The following is a 21,045-nucleotide window of genomic DNA, read 5'->3' on the forward strand; positions in this document are numbered from 1 at the left end:
ACCGCCCGACTATTTGGCCAATCGTGACGCGGGATGGGAGGTATCGCGAGCGGCGATAGCATCCTGTTCCAGATGCTGGATGAATTCGCTGATGCGCTCGCGAAACCAGCGGTGCATAGGGTCGCCATCGACGCTGCGGTGCCACAGCATGTATTCGCGCATCACCGGGATTTTGACCGGCGGCGGCAGGATACGCAGCGGCAGATATTCGGCGTAGAGGCGCGCCAGCCGTTGGTGCATGGTGGCGATGCGTTGGGTGCCGACGATCAGTTGGGGCAGGGTATTGAAGTCATTGGTGATGACTTCCAGTCGGCGATTGAAGCCGTACTGGTTCATGAACCACTCTTCAATACTCATGTGCCGGCTGCGCCCGAACCCGACCGAGACGTGGCCCATTTCCATGTACTGCTCAAGGGTCAGGCTGTCACCGACCTGGGTGTTGCCCTGCCACACCACGCACACGTGGTCTTCTTCAAAGAGCAGTTCGGACGGGTGCCCTTCGATGATGTAGCGCTCCGGCACGATCATCAGGTCGACCTCGCCGCGTATCAGCAATTCGCCGGAATTGTCACTGGGTCCGAGCATCTCGAACGTGATGTTCGGCGCTTCCTGATGAATTTTCTGGATCACCTGAGCGAACAGCACGCTGATGAGGTAATCCGACGTCACCAGGCGAAAATGCCGCTTGCTGGCTGCCGGGGAAAAAACCGGCTTGGCAGTGATCGAGGACTTGATCGTCAACAGCACTTCGCGCACCGGCTCGCTGAGTTCCACCGCATAGGGAGTGGGCTGCATTTTGCGGCCGACCTGGACGAGCAATTCATCTTCGAAATAAGTGCGCAGTCGGCTGAGAACGCCGCTGGTGGCCGATTGCGTCATATGCAGGCGTTCGGCGGCGCGGGTGATGTTCTGCTCTTCAAGCAGCACATCGAGCGCCACCAACAGATTGAGATCCAGATGATTGAACCGCATAGGCCACGTCCGTTTTTATATTTATTTTCGCGATACATTCGGACGAATACATCGCCGCGTCAACCCTCCCGTTAATCGCTTTTATCAGCCACCTGCGTGAGCCATCCAGGTATCGCATTCGCCGATAGGTCGCATCCCGACACGCGATTAGTCAGTTGCCTGATCACGGGTCAACCTTCGCAGCAGTCGGGCTTGCAGCCGACACCACCACCGGATTCCAAGCACGGCTTGTTCGCCTGAACAGCCTTTGGCAGCAGTCTCCACAATCATAATTTCAATGGAGTGGTAGCCATGAACATCATTGGCCTTGATGCCCTGATCTTTGGCGTCGATGACATTCAAGCCTGTACCGATTGCCTGCGTGACTACGGCCTCGACCCGGTTGCCGTCGACAGCAATGGCGGACGTTTTGAAGCACTGGACGGCACCGCCGTGATTATCCGCCGCGCCGATGATGCGAGCTTGCCCGCCGCCATCGGCCCGGCGCCATCGATTCGTGAAACCGTCTACGGCGTGGCCGGCGCGGCGGATCTGGATGCGATCGAAGACGAACTGGCGCGTGATCGGCCGGTGACCCGCGATGCCGACGGCGTGTTGCACAGCGTCGACGACATGGGGTTTGCGATTGCTTTCCAGGTCACCGTGCGCAAGCCCTACAGCGCACCGGATGACCTGACCAACGCCGCCGGCAATCCGCCGCAACGTCCGCTCAACCAACCAGGTATCAGCCTGGACATGCGCGCATTGCCACGCACCTTGTCGCACGTAGTGTATTTCGTGCCGGATGCGGCGAAGGCCGAGGCGTTCTATGCCGAACGCCTGGGTTTCAGAACCACTGACACCTTCATCGGCGCCGGGCCGTTCATGCGTCCGGCGGGTTCGGATGACCATCACTGCCTGTTCATGATCCAGACGCCGCCACACATGAAGGGCTGCGAGCACTTCACATTCCACATGGGCAGCGGCACGGAAGTGTTGCTGGCGGGCACGCGTTTCGAGCAGCAAGGCTGGACCAGTTTCTGGGGGCCGGGTCGTCATCTCTTCGGTTCCAACTGGTTCTGGTACTTCAACAGCCCGCTGGGTTGCCACATCGAATACGACGCCGACATGGACAAGCACGATGACGCCTGGGAGGCGCGACGTGCGCCATTGTCGGCGGATAACTCGCAGCTGTTCCTGTTCAATTCGAAAGCTAAATGGGCGCCGGGCGGCCCACCGCCGAAGCTCGGCTGAACCATGGTCGAGCAGCAGTTTTACCTGTGTCGGCTTGAAGAATTGGTCGAAGGCCAGGCACGCGGATTTGATCCGCAACAGCGTGGCAAAGACAGTGTCTTCGCGCTGATGCACCAGGGGCAGGTGCGGGTTTATCGCAACAGTTGCCCGCACCTGGACGTGCGCCTGGAGTATCGCAAAGACCGTTTTCTGTCGGCCGATGGCCAGTTGATCGTCTGTTACGCCCACGGTGCGCAGTTCTTGCCCGCGACCGGCGAATGCGTCTACGGCCCGTGCCTCGGCCAGAGGCTGGAGGCGCTCGACTGGTTTCAGAAGGATGGCTGCATGGTGCTGAAAATGCTCGTCGAGGGAGAGATTTGCGGACAAAACGAGGTATCGCGGTTGGCGATACATCGCATCCCTGTTCGCGATTAGTCAAATCCCTGGTTTGCCCTGAAGCTCAACCCAACGACGCAGCCCTGCGCTGCATCGAATCACAAGAATAAGAAGCGAGATTGCCATGAGTGCAGTGAACAACGTTCTGATCGTGGGCGGTGGTATTGGTGGTCTGTGTGCAGCCATTGCGCTGCGCCGCAAAGGCATTGAGGTTGATCTGATCGAACTCAAGTCGCAGTGGACGGTGTACGGCGTCGGGATTATCCAGCAGAGCAACGTGGTGCGCGAAATGGCCAAGCTGGGCGTGCTCGACGGCTATCTCGATGCGGCGTACGCCTTTGAAGACGTCGCCATTTACGGCCCCGGCGGCCAGCAACTGGCGCGCATTCCGGGCCAGCGTCTGGCGGGCTCCGAGTACCCGGCGAACGTCGGCATTTCGCGGCTGGCTCTGCACAATGTGCTCAGTTCTACGGCGATCGAGCTGGGCGCCAAAGTGCGCCTCGGCCTCAGTGTCGAAGCGCTGAACGACCAGGGTGACAACGTCGACGTGGTATTCACCGACGGCAGCAACGGCCGCTATGACTTGGTGGTCGGCGCCGATGGATTGTTCTCCAAAGTGCGCGAACTGCTGTTCGGCGACACTTACCAGCCGCGCTTCACCGGCCAATCGGTTTGGCGTTACAACTTCCCGCGCGCCGCGCAGATCGATCACCTCGCCAACTATCAGAGCGCCGAAGGCAATGCCGGGCTGGTGCCACTGGCCGGCGACCTGATGTACATGTTCCTGACCTCCCATGAACCGACCAATCCGTGGATGGATCCCGCCACGATGGCCGAGCAGATGCGCCAGCGCCTGCAGAGCTTTACCAGCTTGATCGGCGAATTGCGCGAGCAAATCACCGACAGCAGCCAGGTCGTCTACAAGCCGATGGAAGTGATTTTTGTCGACGAACCCTGGCATCGCGGGCGCGTCCTGTTGATCGGCGATGCCGCCCACGCCACCACGCCGCACCTGGGGCAGGGCGCCGGCATGGCGATTGAAGATGCCATCGTGCTCAGTGAAGAACTCACCACTGACGGCAGCGTTGAACAGCAACTCGAACGCTTCATGGAACGGCGTTTTGCGCGGTGCAAGTTCATCAGCGAAAGCTCGGTGCTGGCCGGCGAAAAGGAAATGCAGCACGACCGCGACTTCGACCGTATCGGTCTGGTCAAGCAGATGCTGGCGCGCACCGCCGAACCCATCTAACGCCATACCACAGCAATTCCCACAGCAGTTACCACTATAAAAACAAGAGGTTAACGCGATGGTTAGCTCAACGACTGCGACGCTTGCGCGCCGCCCGGTTCGCCTGTCTGCACCCTGCGGTTTGAGTCTGGCGGCGGCATTGGTGCTGTGCAGCCAGGCTGCGCAGGCTTTTCAGATCGATACCGGCAATCCCGATTTCAACCTGCGCTGGGACAACACGGTGAAGTACAGCGCCGCATGGCGAACCGAGAATCCCAGCCACAAACTGACGCGGGGCCAGGTCGCGCTGAACCAGGACGACGGTGATCGCGCCTTTGCGAAAGGCCTGATTTCCAACCGCATGGACATCCTCTCCGAACTGGACATGTCGTTCAAAAGCGTCGGTGCACGCCTGAGTGGCGCCGCGTGGTACGACACTGAATACCAGAACGACAACGACAATAATGACCCGAGCCGCGCCAACGCACGGTCAGTCGGCTACGACGAATTCACCGACGACACCCGCCACTTGCACGGCGGCGATGGCGAACTGCTCGACGCCTTTGTGTACTGGAACGGTGAGGTTGCCGAGCGCGCCACTTCCGTGCGGGCCGGGCGTCATGGCCTGATCTGGGGCGAAAGCCTGTTCTTTGGCGCCAATGGTATTGCCGGCGGCATGGCGCCGGTCGACGTGGTCAAGGCGCAGTCGGTGCCCAACACGCAGTTCAAGGAAATCACCCGGCCGGTCAATCAACTGTCGGGCACGTTTCAGGTGACCGACGATGTTTCCATCGGGGCGTTCTACCAGCTCGAATGGGAAGAAACCCGCTTGCCGGGTGCGGGCAGTTATTTCTCCACCAGCGACACCATCGGTGAGGGCAACGAACGCCTGATCGTCGGCGCGCCTTTCCCGGCGTTCCTGGGTGGCAACGCCAGCAGCCCGGCGGCGTTTTTCCATGGCAAAGACAAAGACGCCAGGGATTCGGGGCAGGGCGGCCTGCAACTGAAATACAGCGCAGAAACCGTGGAATATGGTCTCTACGCCATCCAGTATCACGACAAGACACCCAAGCTTTATCTGAAGCCGTCGGCCGGCGCACCGAATTTCAGCACCGGCCAGATCGGCGATTACTACTGGGTTTACCCCGAAGACATCCGCGCATTCGGCGCCAGTTTCTCCACCACGGTGGATGCCTACAGCTTCGCCGGTGAAGCCTCGATGCGCTGGAACATGCCACTGGTGTCCAACGGCGTCACGGTGCTGCCAGGTGTCGAGGCGGATAACGACGATGACGCACTTTATGCGGTCGGTCGCACGGCGCACATCAACCTCAATGTGATTGCTTCGTTCGGGCCGAACTTCATTGCCAGGGAATCCGGGTTCGTCGGTGAGATCGCCTGGAACCGTCTGCTTAACGTCACCAAAAACCGTGCCGCGCTCGATCCTGGCGCGACCGATGACGGCCTCGGCTTCAAGGTGGTTTACACCCCGACCTATCGGCAGTTTTTCCCCGGCGTCGATATCAGCATTCCGGTGGGTTTCAGCTACTTCCCGCTCGGCAAGTCGGCGGTGGTCAGTTCGTTCGGCCCGGATAACGGCGGCGACATGAACATCGGCATCACCGCGACCTACCTCGATCGCGTGACCGCCGGCCTGACCTATACGCATTACTACGGCCCTGAAAACACCAACCTCAACGCGACCAGCCAATTCAATTTCCAGCAATCGCTGAAAGACCGGGATTACCTGGCCTTCTCCGTCAAGACCACGTTTTAAGAGGACTTGCGCATGACCCCTAACAATAAAGATGCGGCGTTCACACTCAAAGCCTTGTGCTTCGCGCTGCTCGGTAGCCTGGTGGTGTTGAGTCACGGCGCAGCGGCGGCTACGGCTGACGAAGCGGCGAAACTGAACACGTCGCTGACGCCCTTCGGTGCCGAGCGCGCGGGCAATGCCGACGGCTCGATTCCGGCCTGGGACGGTGGTTACACCAAGGTTGATGCCGGATTCAAGGAGGGTGGAAAACGCAGCGACCCTTTTGCAGCGGACAAGCCGCTGTTCAGCATCACCTCGAAAAATCTCGCGCAGTACGCCGGCAAACTCACCGACGGCACCAAGGAAATGTTCAAGCGTTTCCCCGACACCTATCGCATCGATGTCTACCCGACACGCCGTAGCGCTGCCGCGCCGCAATGGGTTTATGACAACACCCTGAAGAACGCCACCCGCGCCAAACTGGTCGACAGCAGCGCCGGTCCGGTGCCGGAAGGCGCGTTTGGCGGCATTCCGTTTCCGATCCCGAAAAACGGCGCCGAAGCCATGTGGAACCACGTGCTCAACTGGCGTGGGACGTCTGTGTCGATGCATTTTCGGCATTATCTGATGACCGCCGACGGCAAACAGGTGATGACCACCGACGGCCGAGCCATCCAGGAAATGCCGTATTACTACCAGGAAGGCACGCCGGAATCTTTTGCCGGGGATTACTGGCTGTTCCGTCTGCTCAATGTCGGGCCGCCGCTGCGTGCCGGCGAGCAGATCATGGGCCGTACCAACATCAACGGTGACCAGTCCCAGGCGCACGTCTACCTGACCGGACAACGCCGCGTGCGCAAATTGCCAAACGCTTGCTGCGACACACCGACGCCGGCAACCGCCGGGGTCATGTCGTTCGATGAACTGAGTGTGTTCCAGGGCCGCATGGATCGTTTCAACTGGAAACTGGTCGGCAAGCAGGAAATGTACATTCCGTACAACACCAACAAAGTGCAGACCGCCGCCAAGCCTGAGGATTTGTTTCTCGCCCATCACATGAACCCTGACTACGTGCGCTGGGAATTGCACCGGGTCTGGGTGGTCGACGCCGAACTGGCGCCGGGCAAGCGTCATCAATTGCCGAAGGGCCGCTACTACCTCGACGAAGACACCTGGCAAGCCATGCTCGGCGATCGCTGGGACGCCAACGGCCAACTGGCCAAAACCCTGTGGTCGCTGCCAGCGGTGCTGCCGGATCTGCCTGCCCAGGCGCAACTGTCTTCGGGCTTCTATGACCTGACCTCCGGCGCCTGGTTCATCCAGAACGTCTACACCGGACTGCCTGAGCAGTACGGCCTGGTCGATCGCTACAAGGCTTCGGAATTTTCCCCGGCGGCGATGGCCGGTGCCGGGGTTCGTTGAGTCGAGAACGGGATCGCGGTGGGTACGCCGTGATCCGGTTTTACAGGGGTTTTCGAGGTTGGTATGAACAGAATCTGTCAGGTGATGGGTCGACTGGTATGGCGAGTGGCTTTGGTGCTGCCGTTGAGCGTCGTCCACGCGGCGCCGGTCAGCGATGCACTGAACACGGCGGCGATGCAGGCGCCACAAGCGCAACGCGCGGTGTTGCTGGATCTGGCCCGCGCGGGTACGCGATTGGTCGCGGTGGGCGAGCGGGGCATCGTGCTGCTGTCCGATGACAACGGCGTTCAATGGCGTCAGGCCCAAGTGCCAGTGTCGGTCAGCCTGACTGCGGTGCAGTTCGCCGATGCCGATACGGGCTGGGCGGTGGGTCATGCCGGGGTTGTGCTGATGTCCCGTGATGGCGGCGAGCATTGGGCCGTGCAACTGGACGGCAAGCGAGCGGCGCAACTTGAACTGGATGCGGCGCGCCAACAACCGCCCGGCGCGGCGGATCAGGACGCCGCTGATGCACGGGTGCAAATCGCTGAACGCCTGGTCAATGACGGCCCGGACAAACCGCTGCTCGCCCTCGAGTTTGTCGATGCGCGCCATGGCCTCGTGGTCGGTGCCTACGGCCTGGCCTTCAAGACTGACGACGGCGGGGTTACCTGGCAATCGATGATGGGGCAGATCGACAACCCGTCGGGCTCGCATCTTTATGCCATTGCGCGGCAGGGCGAGCACTGGTTCATCGCCGGCGAGCAAGGCTTTCTCGCACGATCCGACGATGCCGGTCAGTCGTTCACTGCTCTGCAAAGTCCATACGCCGGCAGTTTCTTCGCCTTGCAAACCACCGACAACGGCACGTTGCTGGTCGCCGGTTTGAAGGGTAACGCGTTTGTCTCCCACGACTTGGGCGAAAGCTTCCAGCCGGCGCCGGTGCCAATGCCGATTTCTTTCAGCGATGCCATTCGCACCAAGGACGGGCAACTGCTGCTGGTCAACCAAGGTGGCGCGCTGTTTCGTACCGGCGATCAGCCGGGCGCAGCGCTTAAGCCCTATGGCAAGCCACTCGGCATGCCGGTGGCCAGCGTCGTTCAGGCCGCGGACGGCAGCCTGGTGTTGGCGGGTTTCACCGGTTTGACGCGCGTATTGCCGCCAACCGCTATTGCTTCGGAGTGAGGTTATGCAGCCAATTGACAATGCCACGGCCAGTCTCGCGAATTTCGATCCGCGTTCCGGTTCGGTGGTCGAGCGCACGCTGTTCAACCATCGCCTGTGGGTGCTGCTGGTGTGCGTGCTGACGACCCTGGTGCTCGGTTATCAAGCAACGCGCATCGAGTTGAACGCCAGTTTCGAAAAAATGATCCCGACCGGCCAACCCTACATCGCCAATTACCTTGAGCATCAGAAACAGCTCAGCGGGTTGGGCAATGCCCTGCGCATCGTGGTGGCGAACCGCAACGGCGATATCTATAACGCCGAGTACCTGAAAACCCTGCAAGCCCTGAGCGACAAACTCTATCTGCTGCCGGGCGTCGACCGCGCGTACATGAAATCACTGTGGACGCCGGCCACACGTTGGGTGGCCGTCACCGAAGAAGGCCTGGACGGCGGCCCGGTCATTCCCGATGACTACAGCGGCACTCAAGCTAACCTCGAAGCACTGCGGCGCAATGTCCAACGCTCGAATGAGCTTGGTCAACTGGTAGCGTTCGATCAGACTTCCAGCGTCATTTATGTGCCGTTGCTGGCTAACACCTCTGACGGCCAGGCACTGAACTATTCGACCCTGTCCGACCATCTGGAGGCTTTACGCAGCACTTATCAAAAAGACGGCATCGAGATTCACATCACCGGTTTCGCGAAAAAAGTCGGCGACCTGATCGACGGACTGAAACAGATTCTGTTGTTCTTCGCCGTGGCAATCCTCATCACTACCGCCGTGTTGTTCTGGTACACCCGCTGCCTGCGCAGCACGCTGCTGGTGGTGTTCTGCTCGCTGGTCGCGGTGGTCTGGCAACTCGGTCTGTTGCCGTTGCTCAACTATCAGCTCGACCCGTATTCGGTGCTGGTGCCGTTTCTGGTGTTTGCCATCGGCATGAGCCACGGCGCGCAGAAAATGAACGGCATCATGCAAGACATCGGACGCGGCATGCATCGGGTGGTGGCGGCGCGGTTCACTTTTCGCCGACTGTTCCTGGCCGGGCTGACTGCGCTGCTGTGTGATGCGGTGGGGTTTGCGGTGCTGATGCTGATAAAGATTCAGGTCATTCAGGATCTCGCCGTCATCGCCAGCATCGGGGTCGCGGTTCTCATCTTCACCAACCTTATATTGCTGCCGGTGTTGCTGTCGTATATCGGCGTCACGCCGCGTGCCGCACAGTTGAGTCTCAAGAGCGAGCAAACCGAGCAGGCCGGTTTGCGTCGTCACGCCTTCTGGCGCTTCCTCGATCTGTTCACCCAGCGTCGTTGGGCCAGTCTGTGCATCGCCATCAGCCTAGCGTTGGCGGCGGCCGGTTTTGTGGTCAGCCTGCAACTGAAGATCGGTGACCTGAATGCCGGCGCGCCGGAGCTGCGCGCCGATTCGCGCTACAACCAGGATGACGCCTTTCTGACCCGGCATTACGGCGCCAGCAGCGACCTGTTTGCGGTCATGGTGAAAACCCCGGCGGGCAGTTGTGCGCGTTACGACATCCTCGCCAAAGTCGATGCGCTGGACTGGCAATTGCGTGCGCTGCCCGGCGTGGATTCGACCAACTCGCTGGCCTTGCTCAACCGCCGCATGCTGGTCGGTCTCAGTGAAGGCAGCGCCAAGTGGTACGAGCTGCAGAACAACCAGGCGATGCTTAACATGATCACCGCCAGCGCACCGCGTGGTCTGTACAACGAAGATTGCAGTCTGTTGACGCTGTATGCCTACCTCACCGATCACAAGGCCGAAACCCTCACGCGGCTGGTCGAGCACGTGGAAACGTTTGCCGCCGCCAACAACACCGAGGAGGTGCAGTTCCTGCTGGCGGCGGGGAATGCCGGCATCGAGGCGGCGACCAACATCGTGGTCAAACAGGCCAACCGCGAAATGCTGTTCTGGGTGTATGGCGCGGTGATCGTGCTGTGCCTGATCACCTTCCGTTCCTGGCGCGCGACGCTCTGCGCGGTGATCCCGCTGATGCTCACCTCGATTCTCTGTGAAGTGCTGATGGTGTGGCTGAACATCGGCGTGAAGGTCGCCACGCTGCCGGTGATCGCCCTCGGTGTGGGCATCGGCGTCGACTATGCCTTGTACGTGATGAGCATTTTGCTCGGCCATCTGCGTCGCGGCGCGAGCCTGTCCGAGGCTTATTACCTGGCGCTGGTCTCCACCGGCAAAGTGGTGATGCTGACCGGTATCACCCTGGCAATTGGCGTGGCCACATGGATTTTCTCGCCGATCAAATTCCAGGCCGACATGGGCGTGCTGCTGGCGTTCATGTTCGTCTGGAACATGGTCGGCGCGCTGGTGTTGCTACCGGCGCTGGCGCATTTCCTCTTGCCGGTTCGGCGTTCGACCGCTGATGTGCTGACGCCTGCCGCTGTGCAGAACGTGGCGAAACCGGCCACTGCGGTGGCAACCAATCCCGATTCTCTGCGCACTCAGGAGCGTTGCCATGCTCGCTAAATCCTCCGCCGCGAATGCCGGCCGGCACGCCGGTCTGGCGCAATCGCTGTTGTTGCTGCTCGGCAGTTGCCTGCCGGTACTTGGCGCGGTGCTGTTGGCGCCGGTACTGCCGCGCATGCAAGCGCACTTTGCCGACGTACCGAACAGCGCCGTGCTGGTGCCGATCGTGCTGACCTTGCCGGCGCTGGTGATTGCCCTGTTGGCGCCGTTTGCGGGGTTGATCGCCGACCGCCTCGGGCGCAAACCGTTGTTGCTCGCCAGCATGTGTCTTTACGTGCTGTGCGGTGTGCTGCCGCTGTGGCTGGAATCGTTGCAGGCCATCGTCCTCAGTCGCGCCGGAATCGGTCTGGCCGAGGCGGGCATCATGACCTGCTGCACCACGCTGATGGGCGATTACTACAGCGGCGCCCGCCGCGAGCGCTTGTTTGCCTTACAAATGGTCGCCACCTCGCTGTCGGCGGCGGTGTTTATCGCGCTCGGTGGATTTCTCGGCCAGGACGACTGGCGCACACCGTTTGCGCTGTACGCAGTCGGTCTGGTGTTCCTGCCGTTGATGGCGTGGAAACTCTGGGAGCCTAAATCGCAGGTGCTGACCCAGCAAACGCTGCGCAGCGCACCGGCCGATGCGTTCCCGTGGCGCGCGCTGACGCCGATGTATGCCCTGGCATTGCTGGCCGGTCTGAGTCTGTTCATCGTGCCGGTGCAGGCCGGGTATCTGCTCAATCTGTTGCACGTCGATGCGCCGCAAGAAATCGGCATGACCATGGGCGCCAACCAGTTGGGTGTCTTGGTCGGGGCGCTGAGCTTTCGCCTGTTCAGCGGCATGCGCGCGCAGCACATGTTGTTGATTGCCTATGCATTGGCGGGCGTTGGCGGTTTGTTGATGGCCAGCGCAGGCAGCCATTTGCAAGTAGTGGTCGCGGTGACGATCAACGGGCTGGGCATCGGCCTGATGTTGCCGACGCTGATCACCTGGATCATGGCGCAAGTCGACTTTCACCAACGCGGGCGCGCGGCGGGTTGTTTCACCGCAGCGATTTTTGCCGGCGAATTCATCAGCCCTCTGGTCGTGCTTGGCATCAGCCATGGCGTCAGCTCGGCGTTGCCGCAGGCCTTGGCTTTGGTGGGTGGCCTGCAATTGCTGATCGCGCTGTTTTGCCTCGCGGTTCCCAAGCTCGGCGGCGTGCTTCCCCGCGCGCCGATGACAACTGAACGAGAACTTTAAATGCACTCACTTCCCGAATTCAAAAGAGTGGTCACCGGCCATAACCCGCAAGGCCAGGCCATCGTCGCCAGCAGCGGCCCGACGCCCAATGTGTTTCCGTTGCTGGCCGTGCCCGGCACGGTGTTCCACGAGTTATGGAATACCGGCGCCAGCCCGGCAATGCTCGACAACGCCAGCGATCCGAGCGCCCAGCCTTTGCGACTCAGTCCGGGGCCGCAAGGCAGCGTGATTCGTGTCGTCGACATTCCACCGGACAGTGTCCAGAACCAGGTCAGCGATGAAAGCGCCGCTGCCGTATTCGCCGAGATCGGCGAGTCGCATGCCGGTACGGGGCAGGGCGGCGGCAAGCACAAGCTGATGCACCGCACCGAAACCCTCGACTACGGCATCGTCACTGAAGGCGAGGTGTGGCTGGTGCTGGATGAAGAAGAAGTGCATCTCAAGCGCGGCGATGTGGTGGTGCAACGCGGCACCAACCATGCCTGGAGCAACCGTACCGAAGCCATGGCGCGCATGGTGTTCATCCTGCTCGACGGGCGCTTTGCTGCTGAATTGAAGCCTGTGCAAGGAGCCTCGTCATGAAACTCGCCACCCTGAAAAATGCCAGCCGTGACGGGCAACTGGTGATTGTCTCGCGAGATCTGAAATGGGCGCTCAGTGCCGCGCCTGTAGCCTGCACTTTGCAGCAGGCCATCGAAAACTGGGCCAGTGTCGAGCCGCGCTTGCAGGCGCTGGCCGACCGCTTGAACGCGGGCGACGCACAGGACGCGTTTGCCTTTGATCCAACCCAGGCCATGGCGCCGTTACCGCGCGCCTACCAATGGTGCGACGGCTCGGCATTTCTCAGCCATGGCGCGCTGATGCAAAAGGCCTTCAACCTCGACCCCATCGAAGGCGTCGAACACACGCCGCTGATGTATCAGGGCGCGGGCGATGATTTCCTTGGCGCCCGCGATGACATCGCGTTACCCAGCGAAAGTCAGGGCATCGACTTCGAAGGCGAATTCGTCGTGTTGGTGGACGACGTGCCGCTGGGTTGCAGCGCGGAGCAAGCGCTTGGACACATCAAACTGATCTTGCAGATAAACGACGTCAGCCTGCGGGCGCTGGCCCCTCGGGAAATGAAAACCGGTTTCGGCTTCCTGCAGGCCAAACCCTCGTCGAGTTTCGCACCGTTGGCGATTACCCCGGACGAGTTGGGCGATGCCTGGCACGACGGTCGTGTGCAACTGCCGTTGCAGGTGACCTGGAATGGTCAGTGGTTCGGTCATCCGCACGGTGGGCAAATGACCTTCGGCTTCGGCCAGTTGATCGCCCATGCCGCACTGACCCGGCGGTTGGGGGCCGGCACGTTGATCGGCTCCGGCACGGTTTCCAACGCCGAACGCAGCGTCGGTTCTGCCTGCATCGCCGAACGCCGTGCCATTGAGATGATCGAGCACGGCGCGCCGCGAACCGCGTTCATGCACTTCGGTGACCGCGTGCACATGGATGTTGTCGGGGCCGACGGTCAGTCGGTCTTCGGTGCAATTGACCAATGCGTCGTCAAGGCTCAGGGCTGAGGAGCGGCATATGCGTGTGTTGATTACCGGAGCCAATGGCTTCGTCGGTCGCGAACTGGTGCGCTGCCTGTTGGCGAGGGGCAGCTTGCGCGGCCGGCGCATTGCAGCGTTGCTGGTGCTGGACACCGATTTGCAAGGCCTGCCGGATAATCCGCGGGTGCGTCCACATCGCGGCAACATTACCGATGCGGCGTTGATGCGCCGTGTTCTGGCCGATGGCATTGACGTGGTTTTTCATCTGGCGAGCATCGCCGGTGGCGCGGCGGAAGAACACTACGCGCTGGGTTATCAAGTCAACCTGTTGGCGAGCCTGGAGTTGCTTGACCAGTTGCGCAACAAATCCCTGCCTCCGGTGCTGGTGTACGCCAGCAGCGTCGCGGTGTACGGCGGCGGCTTGCCGTCGCGCATGAACGAGCAGGCACCGTTGCGTCCGGAGCTGTCCTACGGCACGCACAAGGCGATTGTCGAAAGCGTGATTGTCGACCTTGCCCGGCGCGGCGAAGTCGACGGTTACGCGCTGCGCTTGCCCGGCATCGTTGCCCGGCCGCGCGAATCGAACGGTTTGCGCTCGGCGTTCATGAGTGACTTGCTGCGCGCCTTCGCTGAGGGCGACGCCTATCGGTGCCCGGTGTCCGCCGAGGCAACGGCCTGGTGGATGTCGGCGCGCTGCTGCGTGAATAACCTGATTCACGCGGCCGAGCTTGATCGCGGCTCACAACGGCTGTGGCAATTGCCGGTACTGCACCTGTCGATTGCCCAAGTGGTCGATGCTTTGGCGGCAAGTTACGGGGAAGAACGTCGCAGCTTGATCACCCACGCCCCGGACGGCGAACTGGAAGCCCTGTTCGGGCGCCTGCCACCGCTGAAAACACCCCAGGCGCGAGCCGCCGGTTTCAGCCATGACGGCAACGCCGCTGCGCTGATCCGCAATTCTTTGAACCCTGCCGCCCCACGGCATCTGTCGATTACTGGAGAGTCCCTTCATGCAGCCAGCCAAGCCTAAGCGTCGCCTGGTCGATCTCTCGGTCACCCTTGAAAACAACCCTTACACCGATCCGCCACCGCTGTTGCCGAAGATCGACTACATGGATCACCAACAGGGCTGGCCTGAAATGGCCGCGATGTTCCCCGGGCTGCAACTGGAGCAAATGCCGGGCAACGAGTCATGGGCGGCCGAGCGCCTGCAAATCACCACCCACAGCGGCACGCACATGGACGCGCCGTGGCATTACGCGTCGACCACCGATGGCGGCCAACCGGCCTTCGGCATTGACGAATTGCCGCTGGACTGGTGCCTGCAGCCGGGCGTGAAGCTTGATTTTCGGCACCTGCCTGACGGTCATGTGGTGACCGCCGACGAGATCGAAGCGGAGCTGGCGCGCATTGATCATGCGTTGCAGCCACTGGACATCGTGTTGATTAATACCCGTGCCGGCGCATTGTTCGGCCAGCCCGGTTATCTCGATGCCGGCGTGGGAATCGGCCGCGAAGCCACGATGTATCTGCTGGAACGCGGTGTGCGTGTTGTCGGCACTGACGCGTGGAGCTGGGACGCGCCGTTCAAGTACACCCGCGAACGGTTCGCCGCCGACGGCGATGCCTCGATCATCTGGGAAGGGCACAAGGCCGGGCGTGATATCGGTTACGGTCAGATGGAAAAACTTGCCAATCTTGAGGCCTTGCCCGCCAATGGCTTCGTGGTGTCGTGTTTCCCCTACAAGATCAAACATGCGTCGGCCGGATTCGTGCGCGCGGTGGCCATTTTCGAGGAATGACCGCTAGCTGATGCCGATTAATGTGAACACATAACAAGAGAGCACTTATGCCTGTTCTGCGAATGCCTTTGAACCTGTTGCTCGGCGCGTTGATGCTCGGCAGCAGCCTGGCGATGGCCGCCACTGCCGAATCAACGCAACCGAATATCTTGCTGATTGTCGCGGACGACCTGGGTTATTCCGACCTCGGCAGCTTTGGCGGCGAGATCAACACGCCAACCCTGGATTCGCTCGCCCACGAGGGTCTGCAATTCACCAGTCTGTACGCCGCGCCGACCTGTTCGATCACCCGCTCGATGCTGATGTCCGGCACCGACAACCACCTCGCCGGGCTTGGCACCATGGCCGAAGCGCTGCAGCCTTTTCAGCGCGGCAAACCGGGCTACGAGGGGTATCTGAATCAGCGCTCTTACTCGATTGCCCAATTACTCGCTGAGGGGGGTTACAACACCTTGATGGTCGGTAAATGGCATCTGGGCCTGGAGGCGGATCAGGGCCCGGATCAACGCGGTTTCCAGCAGTCGTTTACGCTGCTCGAAGGTGGCGCGTCGCACTTCAAACCGTCGGCTGCTGAACCGACGAAGATCGAACAAGTGCATTACCGCGAAAACGGCAAAGCCGTGGAGTTGCCGGACAATTTCTACTCCAGCGACTTTTATACCGACAAGCTGATCGGTTATCTGCAGAACAGCAAAAAGGACGGCAAGCCGTTTTTTGCCTACGCCGCGTTCACCGCGCCGCACTGGCCTTTGCAAGCACCCAGGGAATATCTGGATAAATACCGTGGGCGTTTTGATCAAGGCTACGACAGCGTGCGTTTGGCGCGTATCGAGCGGATGAAAAAGCTTGGCGTTATTCCCCAGGCCACCCAGCTGGCGCAACCGCTGGCGGTCAATCCGAAGCTGCCGGGCTGGGAACAATTAAGCCCCGAACAGCAGCGTACTGAAGCCCGCAAGATGGAAATCTACGCGGCGATGGTCGACAACCTGGATAACAACATCGGCCGTTTGATCGATTATCTGCGCGCGAGCGGCCAGTACGACAACACGCTGATCGTGTTCATGTCGGACAACGGCGCGGCCGCAGAAAACCATGCGCAGTTCTACCCGCCGGGCCCGCGCACCGATAACAGCTACGCCAACCTGGGTCGAGCCGGTTCGCAAATCGACTATGGACTGCGTTGGGCCGAGGTCAGCGCGGCGCCGTTTCATCTGTTTAAAGGCACCACAGCCGAAGGTGGCATCAGCGTGCCGGCGATCGTTCAGATGCCCAAGGCACTGCGCCGTCAGGGTGTGGAACGCGGCGTCGCCCGGGTCGATGACCTGGCGCCGACCTTTTTGGCACTGGCCGGGATCAAGCCACCGACAGAAGCCGACAAGCACCCGATCACTGGAAAGTCCCTGCTGTCGATGCTCGCCGGTAACGGCAGCCCACACGCGAATGAAAGCCTGGCCGGTGAGTTGTTCGGCAACGCCTATTACCGCGAAGGCAATCTGAAACTGCTGGGCATGCGACCTCAGGCAGGCTTCGGTGATCATGCACAACCGCCGCAATGGCAGTTGTTCGACGTGGCGCAGGATCGGGGCGAAACCACTGACTTGGCGGCCACACAACCCGAAACCGTACAGCGGCTCAAGCGTGCATGGTTGAAATACGCCGAGCAGGTGGGCGTAGTGTTTGCGGCGCAGTAGGAGGAGAGCGAGGGCGACAAGGGTGGGCGGCTTTAGCCGCCTCGTGGATGACCCCTAAGAGACTTGGCGCAACTGCTCGATAATCTTGCGTGCGCGGTTAGCTCCCACGTCCACATGGATGTCCACCATTGGTTTGGGGCCAAGCTTGAGCATGTTCTTGTACTGAGCTTCGATAACGACCTTGTCCTCATCAAAGGTCATGACAGTCTGTTCTACGACCTTCGATTTGATTTCCTCTGGATTGCTCTTCGGGTTGGTTGCGATAGTCCAGAAGTAGTGGCTTGAGGTTTCAGTCTCAGGCGTTACGCCATGGAAACCTCGCATGTGGAAGCCTCCACGCAGAGGGTCATCGAGCGACTCGTTGCCGGCGTCCGTTGCACCTGTCCAGATACGCAGGTGCGTAACGTGAAACTCGATTTCTTGCCAACGATCGACGTTGCCTTGGAACGGGTAGGCTGCGGTGTAGGTAGGTGGCGGCACTGAGTTCGGCATATGGCGAGTCACCTTCACGCTGGTCTCGTCGCTTTCGACACGCATTTGAGCGTTCATATGGACGCTAGCGTTACCACCGATAGTGCGAAGGTGCACGTAGCCCAAGTGACTCAGATCAAGCAGGTTGTCGTGGATGAGTTGGTAGGGCGCGTCGTAGTGGTAGACGTCCCCTTCGAAGAGGTACTCGCCATTGCTGTGGATGTCGTACGACGGTGGCTCGCAGGTGGGCTCCTGCTGATCTGAGCTACCGAACCAGATCCAGATGATCTGATCGCGTTCACGAACCTGAAATGCAGGCACTTTGGCTTTCGAAGGCACTTTGGCCTGTCCTGGCACTTCCACGCATTGCCCTTCGCCATTGAACAGTAGCCCGTGATACCCACAGCGAACGCCTTGCTCTTCGAGCGTCCCGTGGGAGAGGGGCAGGGCTCGATGGCAGCAGCGATCTTCTAGAGCCGCAGGTTTACCATCTGCCATACGGAACAGCACAACAGGTTGGCCGAGCAGGGTTCTACCTAGAGGCTTGTCTTTAAGCTCCCAGGCAAACCCAGCGACGTACCACTGGTTCAGCGGGAATTTGGCCAGCTCTTTTGGAGGTGCAGCATCATAAGCGAGCGATTGGGCTTGCGATGTACTCATAACGATCTCCAGCTATCAGGATTGTTTTTTAAGGAGTTACAGATCCAACACAAGACGAGGACTGCGCGCGCGTGAACAGCACGGTGTAAAACAGTCGTTCCGTGCGTGTTCCGATGCATTCATGTATTGATCTCGATGGTCAGGCTGACCCGCCAAAACGCGAGTGACACAAGAGCCGCAGATGCCTTGCTCGCAGGAGCTTTCGATTTCCACAGCGTGCTCTAGCAGCACTTCAAGGGCGGTTTTTTGCGCAGGAACTTCGATCACACGACCTGACCGAGACAGCTCGATTTCGAAGGGCTGATCACCTTCGAGAGCCTGAGGCGGGGCGCTAAAGTCCTCCCGATTGACCTGCTTGTCACTCCATCCAGAAGCCTTCGCGGTGGATTGAATATGTGACATAAAGCCGGACGGGCCGCAGACATAAAGCTGGTCGCCATGCGCTGGATTCGCGAGGATTTGAGCAGCATCCAGGCGTTGCTCGGACGGGCCGTTATCGACATGCAGCCGAACATGATCAGCGAAGGGGGGGGCGTTCAAAATCCCGAGGAATGCCAACCGTTCAATGGATTGGCCGCAGTAGTGGAGCTCGAAGCACTTGCCCGCTGCGATCAGGGTATGAGCCATTGCAATGATCGGAGTAATGCCGATACCACCGGCGAACAAGACATAGCGTTCGCCTGAAAGGTCTAAATCGAAAAGATTACGAGGGCTGCCAATGGAGAGTATTGAGCCCTCTGTCACATCGGCGTGCATGCGCTTGGATCCTCCGCGAGACGCAGGCTCGTTAAGTATCGCGATAACGTATCTGTCGCGTTCGTGTGGGGCGTTGCACAGTGAGTACTGCCGAGTAAGCCCAGGAGCAACATGCACGTCGACATGGGCCCCCGCTGAGAACGCGGGCAGTTCTGCGCCGTTGGCAGCCATCAATTCGAAACTGCAGACACCCTCAGCTTCAGATATTTTTCTAGATACATAAACTTCGAGCATGAGCGTAACCCCACCGCGGATGTGCAGTGTTTGAAAGCAAGTGGATGTTGAGCCGGTGTTACCGGCTAAATGCGTTGAGAATGGAGATCAGGAAGTGAGCGATAGGAGCAGGCAGGTCATGACACGGCACCTCTGGGTTTTTTATTGTTTTGCCGCTCGCTTATGATGCGGACGCGCAATCGTGTGTGATTCTTATCCTAAGCTTTTCGGTTGCGGTGTCAACCAATTCAATCGCCTTTCAGGAACCGCTCGTCATGACTCAACCATCTCCCTTGAACCTGGAGCATTACGTTCCGGCACTGCTGACCTCGCTGACGAACAAGATGGCGAGCGGCGCATCAGCTTGCTACCGCAAGCATTTCGGGATTGGCATCGTTGAATGGCGGGTGCTGGCAATGCTTGCGGTTGAAGACCACATCAGCGCTAATCGAATCGTTCAGGTCATTGGCCTGGATAAAAGCGCTGTCAGTCGAGCGCTTAAGCAGTTAGAGCGGGATGGACATGTTTCGACTCAGATGGACGCGGTAGATGCACGCCGATACACCGTGTCGTTGACACCCGCAGGCCGCAAGTTGCATGACGAAGTGTTGGTGACAGCCCTTGAGAGAGAGAGGTTGCTACTGGCGACCCTGAAGAATGATGAAGTCGAAATGCTCATTGGCTTCTTGCACCGCATGAGTGCTCAGTTGGAGGCAGTGAATGCGGTGGAACCCGATATTCAGGCATAGGATGGAAATGCCTGACCAAGGAATCAGGCCTGGGCGCGTCCTGGGAGCGGCCACTGTCACTTCAGTGGCCGGGTAGATTCAGGAGCCTTGAGGGGTTTCCGCGTGCCAGGCGGGCATTGATGTCTTCGATGACTGCCGGCAACTCGACGATGGTGTCGATCAGATAGTGCGGGCGAGAGCCTTCGAATATCTTGATGATGCGCGCGCGTTCTTCTGCCAGTTTGTCAGCAGACAACGCCTTGTACTGTTCGTAGGTCAAACCCAAGGCGTTGCCGGAGCACGTCAGCGCGACTGTCCACATGCCGGCACTGCGGCCTTCGAGGATGCCGGGCCAGGTGTCGTCGACCTTGACGCAAGCGGCGACGTCGCTGATGCCCAATGCGATCACGTTAGCCAACGCCTGGGCTGGGTGTGGGCGACCATTAGGCACTTCGTCGGTCGCTACCACGTGGTTGGCGACGTAGCCATGGGCCGATACTTGATTCGATGTGAGTACTTGGCAGCGGAGTGTCAGTTGTGAGCGCCACGCTGGATCGCGTTGCGCAATGACCTGCAAGGGGCGTGCGCCGGTAGCCTGGAGCGCTTCGATCCTCGAGTGAAGTGTCAGAATGACGGCCAGCACCAAGGCACTGCATGGCGCATCAGGAGCATCCGTCTGCAGAGCGCGATTCGGAGTTTATTGCCGACCCTCGTATTCGCACGATCCGCATCGAAGGGGATCCGCTCTACACCGAAACCTATGCCTGGCAGAACGTCGCTCCAGTCGACTGATTACGTCGTTTTTTGATGTGGTTCTTTCGGCGCAGATGAACAGCTCATCAAACGCTGCCCTCACGTTCGATAACCAGAATCCGCGCTTGTCCACGAGGATGCGCAACGTGTTCACATCCAACCCCTGCGTAAAAGACATCGCCAACCACCAATGTCACGACGTGTTCGATTCCTGACTCGCGATAATGCATATCCACAGTGCCGTCCAGGACTGCGAATACCTCCTCGCCATCATTCACATGCCACTTGTAAGGTTGGTCGGTCCAATGGAGGCGGACGGTGGTTCCATCCATGTTAGCTATGTCGTCAGCCCCCCAAGCGCGGGTGGCGGTGAAGTCCTTGCTACGGATAACTCTCATGGGTCGTGGTTCTCGCACAGACAGTGATGTGTACTAATTTATCAGAGCCGTTCGCCACCTGTAGATACCGTCTTAAATCTCACCGCGCAACTGCAAGATTTGGGTCATATGGTTGACCCGATTTGAGCACTCCGTATACGAAGTGCAGCAGTTTGCGCATCGCTGCACAGATGATCTGCTTAGG

General features: G+C 59.9%; 19 protein-coding genes and 1 pseudogene. 15 read left to right on the forward strand and 5 right to left on the reverse strand.

What is annotated here, in order from left to right:
- Window positions 1-9: 9 nt before the first annotated feature.
- Entirely contained in the window at window positions 10-972 is a 963-nt protein-coding gene (locus tag GIW69_RS21725) for a LysR family transcriptional regulator (RefSeq protein WP_236484833.1), read from the reverse strand.
- A gap of 291 nt (window positions 973-1,263) precedes the next feature.
- Here GIW69_RS21725 and GIW69_RS21730 point away from each other — a divergent pair, with 291 nt between their 5' ends.
- From GIW69_RS21730 to GIW69_RS21790, 13 genes are all read left to right on the forward strand, one after another.
- The gene (locus tag GIW69_RS21730; protein WP_236484834.1) at window positions 1,264-2,205 is read left to right on the forward strand and encodes a VOC family protein; all 942 of its coding nucleotides are present in this window, start codon (window positions 1,264-1,266) and stop codon (window positions 2,203-2,205) included.
- Between the two features lie 3 nt (window positions 2,206-2,208).
- Complete coding sequence (locus GIW69_RS21735; RefSeq protein ID WP_236484835.1) at window positions 2,209-2,619, forward strand: Rieske 2Fe-2S domain-containing protein; 411 nt, start codon at window positions 2,209-2,211, stop codon at window positions 2,617-2,619.
- An 85-nt stretch (window positions 2,620-2,704) separates the two neighbouring features.
- Window positions 2,705-3,829, forward strand: coding sequence for an FAD-dependent oxidoreductase (locus GIW69_RS21740; RefSeq protein WP_236484836.1), 1,125 nt, complete (start codon window positions 2,705-2,707; stop codon window positions 3,827-3,829).
- A gap of 58 nt (window positions 3,830-3,887) precedes the next feature.
- Window positions 3,888-5,585 carry a DUF1302 domain-containing protein gene (locus tag GIW69_RS21745; RefSeq protein ID WP_236484837.1) on the forward strand — a complete coding sequence of 566 codons (1,698 nt, stop codon included), beginning with the start codon at window positions 3,888-3,890 and terminating at the stop codon, window positions 5,583-5,585.
- Between the two features lie 12 nt (window positions 5,586-5,597).
- Window positions 5,598-6,986: a DUF1329 domain-containing protein gene (locus tag GIW69_RS21750; protein ID WP_236484838.1), complete on the forward strand. Its 1,389-nt coding sequence runs from the start codon at window positions 5,598-5,600 to the stop codon at window positions 6,984-6,986.
- Between the two features lie 63 nt (window positions 6,987-7,049).
- On the forward strand, window positions 7,050-8,150 hold the full coding sequence (locus GIW69_RS21755) for a YCF48-related protein (protein WP_236484839.1): 1,101 nt from the start codon (window positions 7,050-7,052) through the stop codon (window positions 8,148-8,150).
- 4 nt (window positions 8,151-8,154) lie between these two features.
- The gene (locus GIW69_RS21760; protein ID WP_236484840.1) at window positions 8,155-10,629 is read left to right on the forward strand and encodes an MMPL family transporter; all 2,475 of its coding nucleotides are present in this window, start codon (window positions 8,155-8,157) and stop codon (window positions 10,627-10,629) included.
- Window positions 10,619-11,854 (forward strand): MFS transporter, encoded by a 1,236-nt coding sequence (locus tag GIW69_RS21765; protein ID WP_236484841.1) that lies wholly within the window; start codon window positions 10,619-10,621, stop codon window positions 11,852-11,854. Before GIW69_RS21760 ends, GIW69_RS21765 begins: the two co-directional genes overlap by 11 nt.
- A complete protein-coding gene (locus GIW69_RS21770) occupies window positions 11,855-12,436 on the forward strand; it encodes a cupin domain-containing protein (RefSeq protein WP_236484842.1) in 582 nt (193 codons plus the stop codon).
- Window positions 12,433-13,416 carry a fumarylacetoacetate hydrolase family protein gene (locus GIW69_RS21775; RefSeq protein ID WP_236484843.1) on the forward strand — a complete coding sequence of 328 codons (984 nt, stop codon included), beginning with the start codon at window positions 12,433-12,435 and terminating at the stop codon, window positions 13,414-13,416. Before GIW69_RS21770 ends, GIW69_RS21775 begins: the two co-directional genes overlap by 4 nt.
- Window positions 13,417-13,426: 10 nt before the next feature.
- Window positions 13,427-14,419, forward strand: a complete 993-nt coding sequence (locus GIW69_RS21780) for an NAD-dependent epimerase/dehydratase family protein (RefSeq protein ID WP_236484844.1) — start codon at window positions 13,427-13,429, stop codon at window positions 14,417-14,419.
- Window positions 14,400-15,191, forward strand: coding sequence for a cyclase family protein (locus tag GIW69_RS21785; protein WP_236484845.1), 792 nt, complete (start codon window positions 14,400-14,402; stop codon window positions 15,189-15,191). Before GIW69_RS21780 ends, GIW69_RS21785 begins: the two co-directional genes overlap by 20 nt.
- 47 nt (window positions 15,192-15,238) lie before the next feature.
- Window positions 15,239-16,882, forward strand: coding sequence for an arylsulfatase (locus GIW69_RS21790; protein WP_236484846.1), 1,644 nt, complete (start codon window positions 15,239-15,241; stop codon window positions 16,880-16,882).
- A 54-nt stretch (window positions 16,883-16,936) separates the two neighbouring features.
- Here the strand turns inward: GIW69_RS21790 and GIW69_RS21795 are convergent, their stop codons facing one another.
- On the reverse strand, window positions 16,937-18,013 hold the full coding sequence (locus GIW69_RS21795; RefSeq protein ID WP_236484847.1) for an aromatic ring-hydroxylating oxygenase subunit alpha: 1,077 nt from the start codon (window positions 18,011-18,013) through the stop codon (window positions 16,937-16,939).
- Between the two features lie 36 nt (window positions 18,014-18,049).
- Complete coding sequence (locus GIW69_RS21800; RefSeq protein ID WP_236484848.1) at window positions 18,050-19,003, reverse strand: PDR/VanB family oxidoreductase; 954 nt, start codon at window positions 19,001-19,003, stop codon at window positions 18,050-18,052.
- 254 nt (window positions 19,004-19,257) lie between these two features.
- Here GIW69_RS21800 and GIW69_RS21805 point away from each other — a divergent pair, with 254 nt between their 5' ends.
- Window positions 19,258-19,731, forward strand: coding sequence for a MarR family transcriptional regulator (locus tag GIW69_RS21805; RefSeq protein WP_236484849.1), 474 nt, complete (start codon window positions 19,258-19,260; stop codon window positions 19,729-19,731).
- Window positions 19,732-19,809: 78 nt separating this feature from the next.
- Here the strand turns inward: GIW69_RS21805 and GIW69_RS21810 are convergent.
- Window positions 19,810-20,200: pseudogene (locus tag GIW69_RS21810) on the reverse strand (HAD-IA family hydrolase); the annotation flags it as partial.
- A gap of 164 nt (window positions 20,201-20,364) precedes the next feature.
- On the opposite strand from GIW69_RS21810, the gene GIW69_RS21815 reads away from it, so the two are divergent.
- Window positions 20,365-20,502: a hypothetical protein gene (locus GIW69_RS21815; RefSeq protein ID WP_236484850.1), complete on the forward strand. Its 138-nt coding sequence runs from the start codon at window positions 20,365-20,367 to the stop codon at window positions 20,500-20,502.
- Window positions 20,503-20,549: 47 nt separating this feature from the next.
- Here GIW69_RS21815 and GIW69_RS21820 read toward each other — a convergent pair whose 3' ends face one another.
- Window positions 20,550-20,861, reverse strand: a complete 312-nt coding sequence (locus GIW69_RS21820; RefSeq protein ID WP_236484851.1) for a cupin — start codon at window positions 20,859-20,861, stop codon at window positions 20,550-20,552.
- Window positions 20,862-21,045: the final 184 nt, after the last annotated feature.

It is taken from the genome of Pseudomonas syringae, from assembly GCF_021605415.1.
GTDB classification, from domain to species: domain Bacteria; phylum Pseudomonadota; class Gammaproteobacteria; order Pseudomonadales; family Pseudomonadaceae; genus Aquipseudomonas; species Aquipseudomonas syringae_S.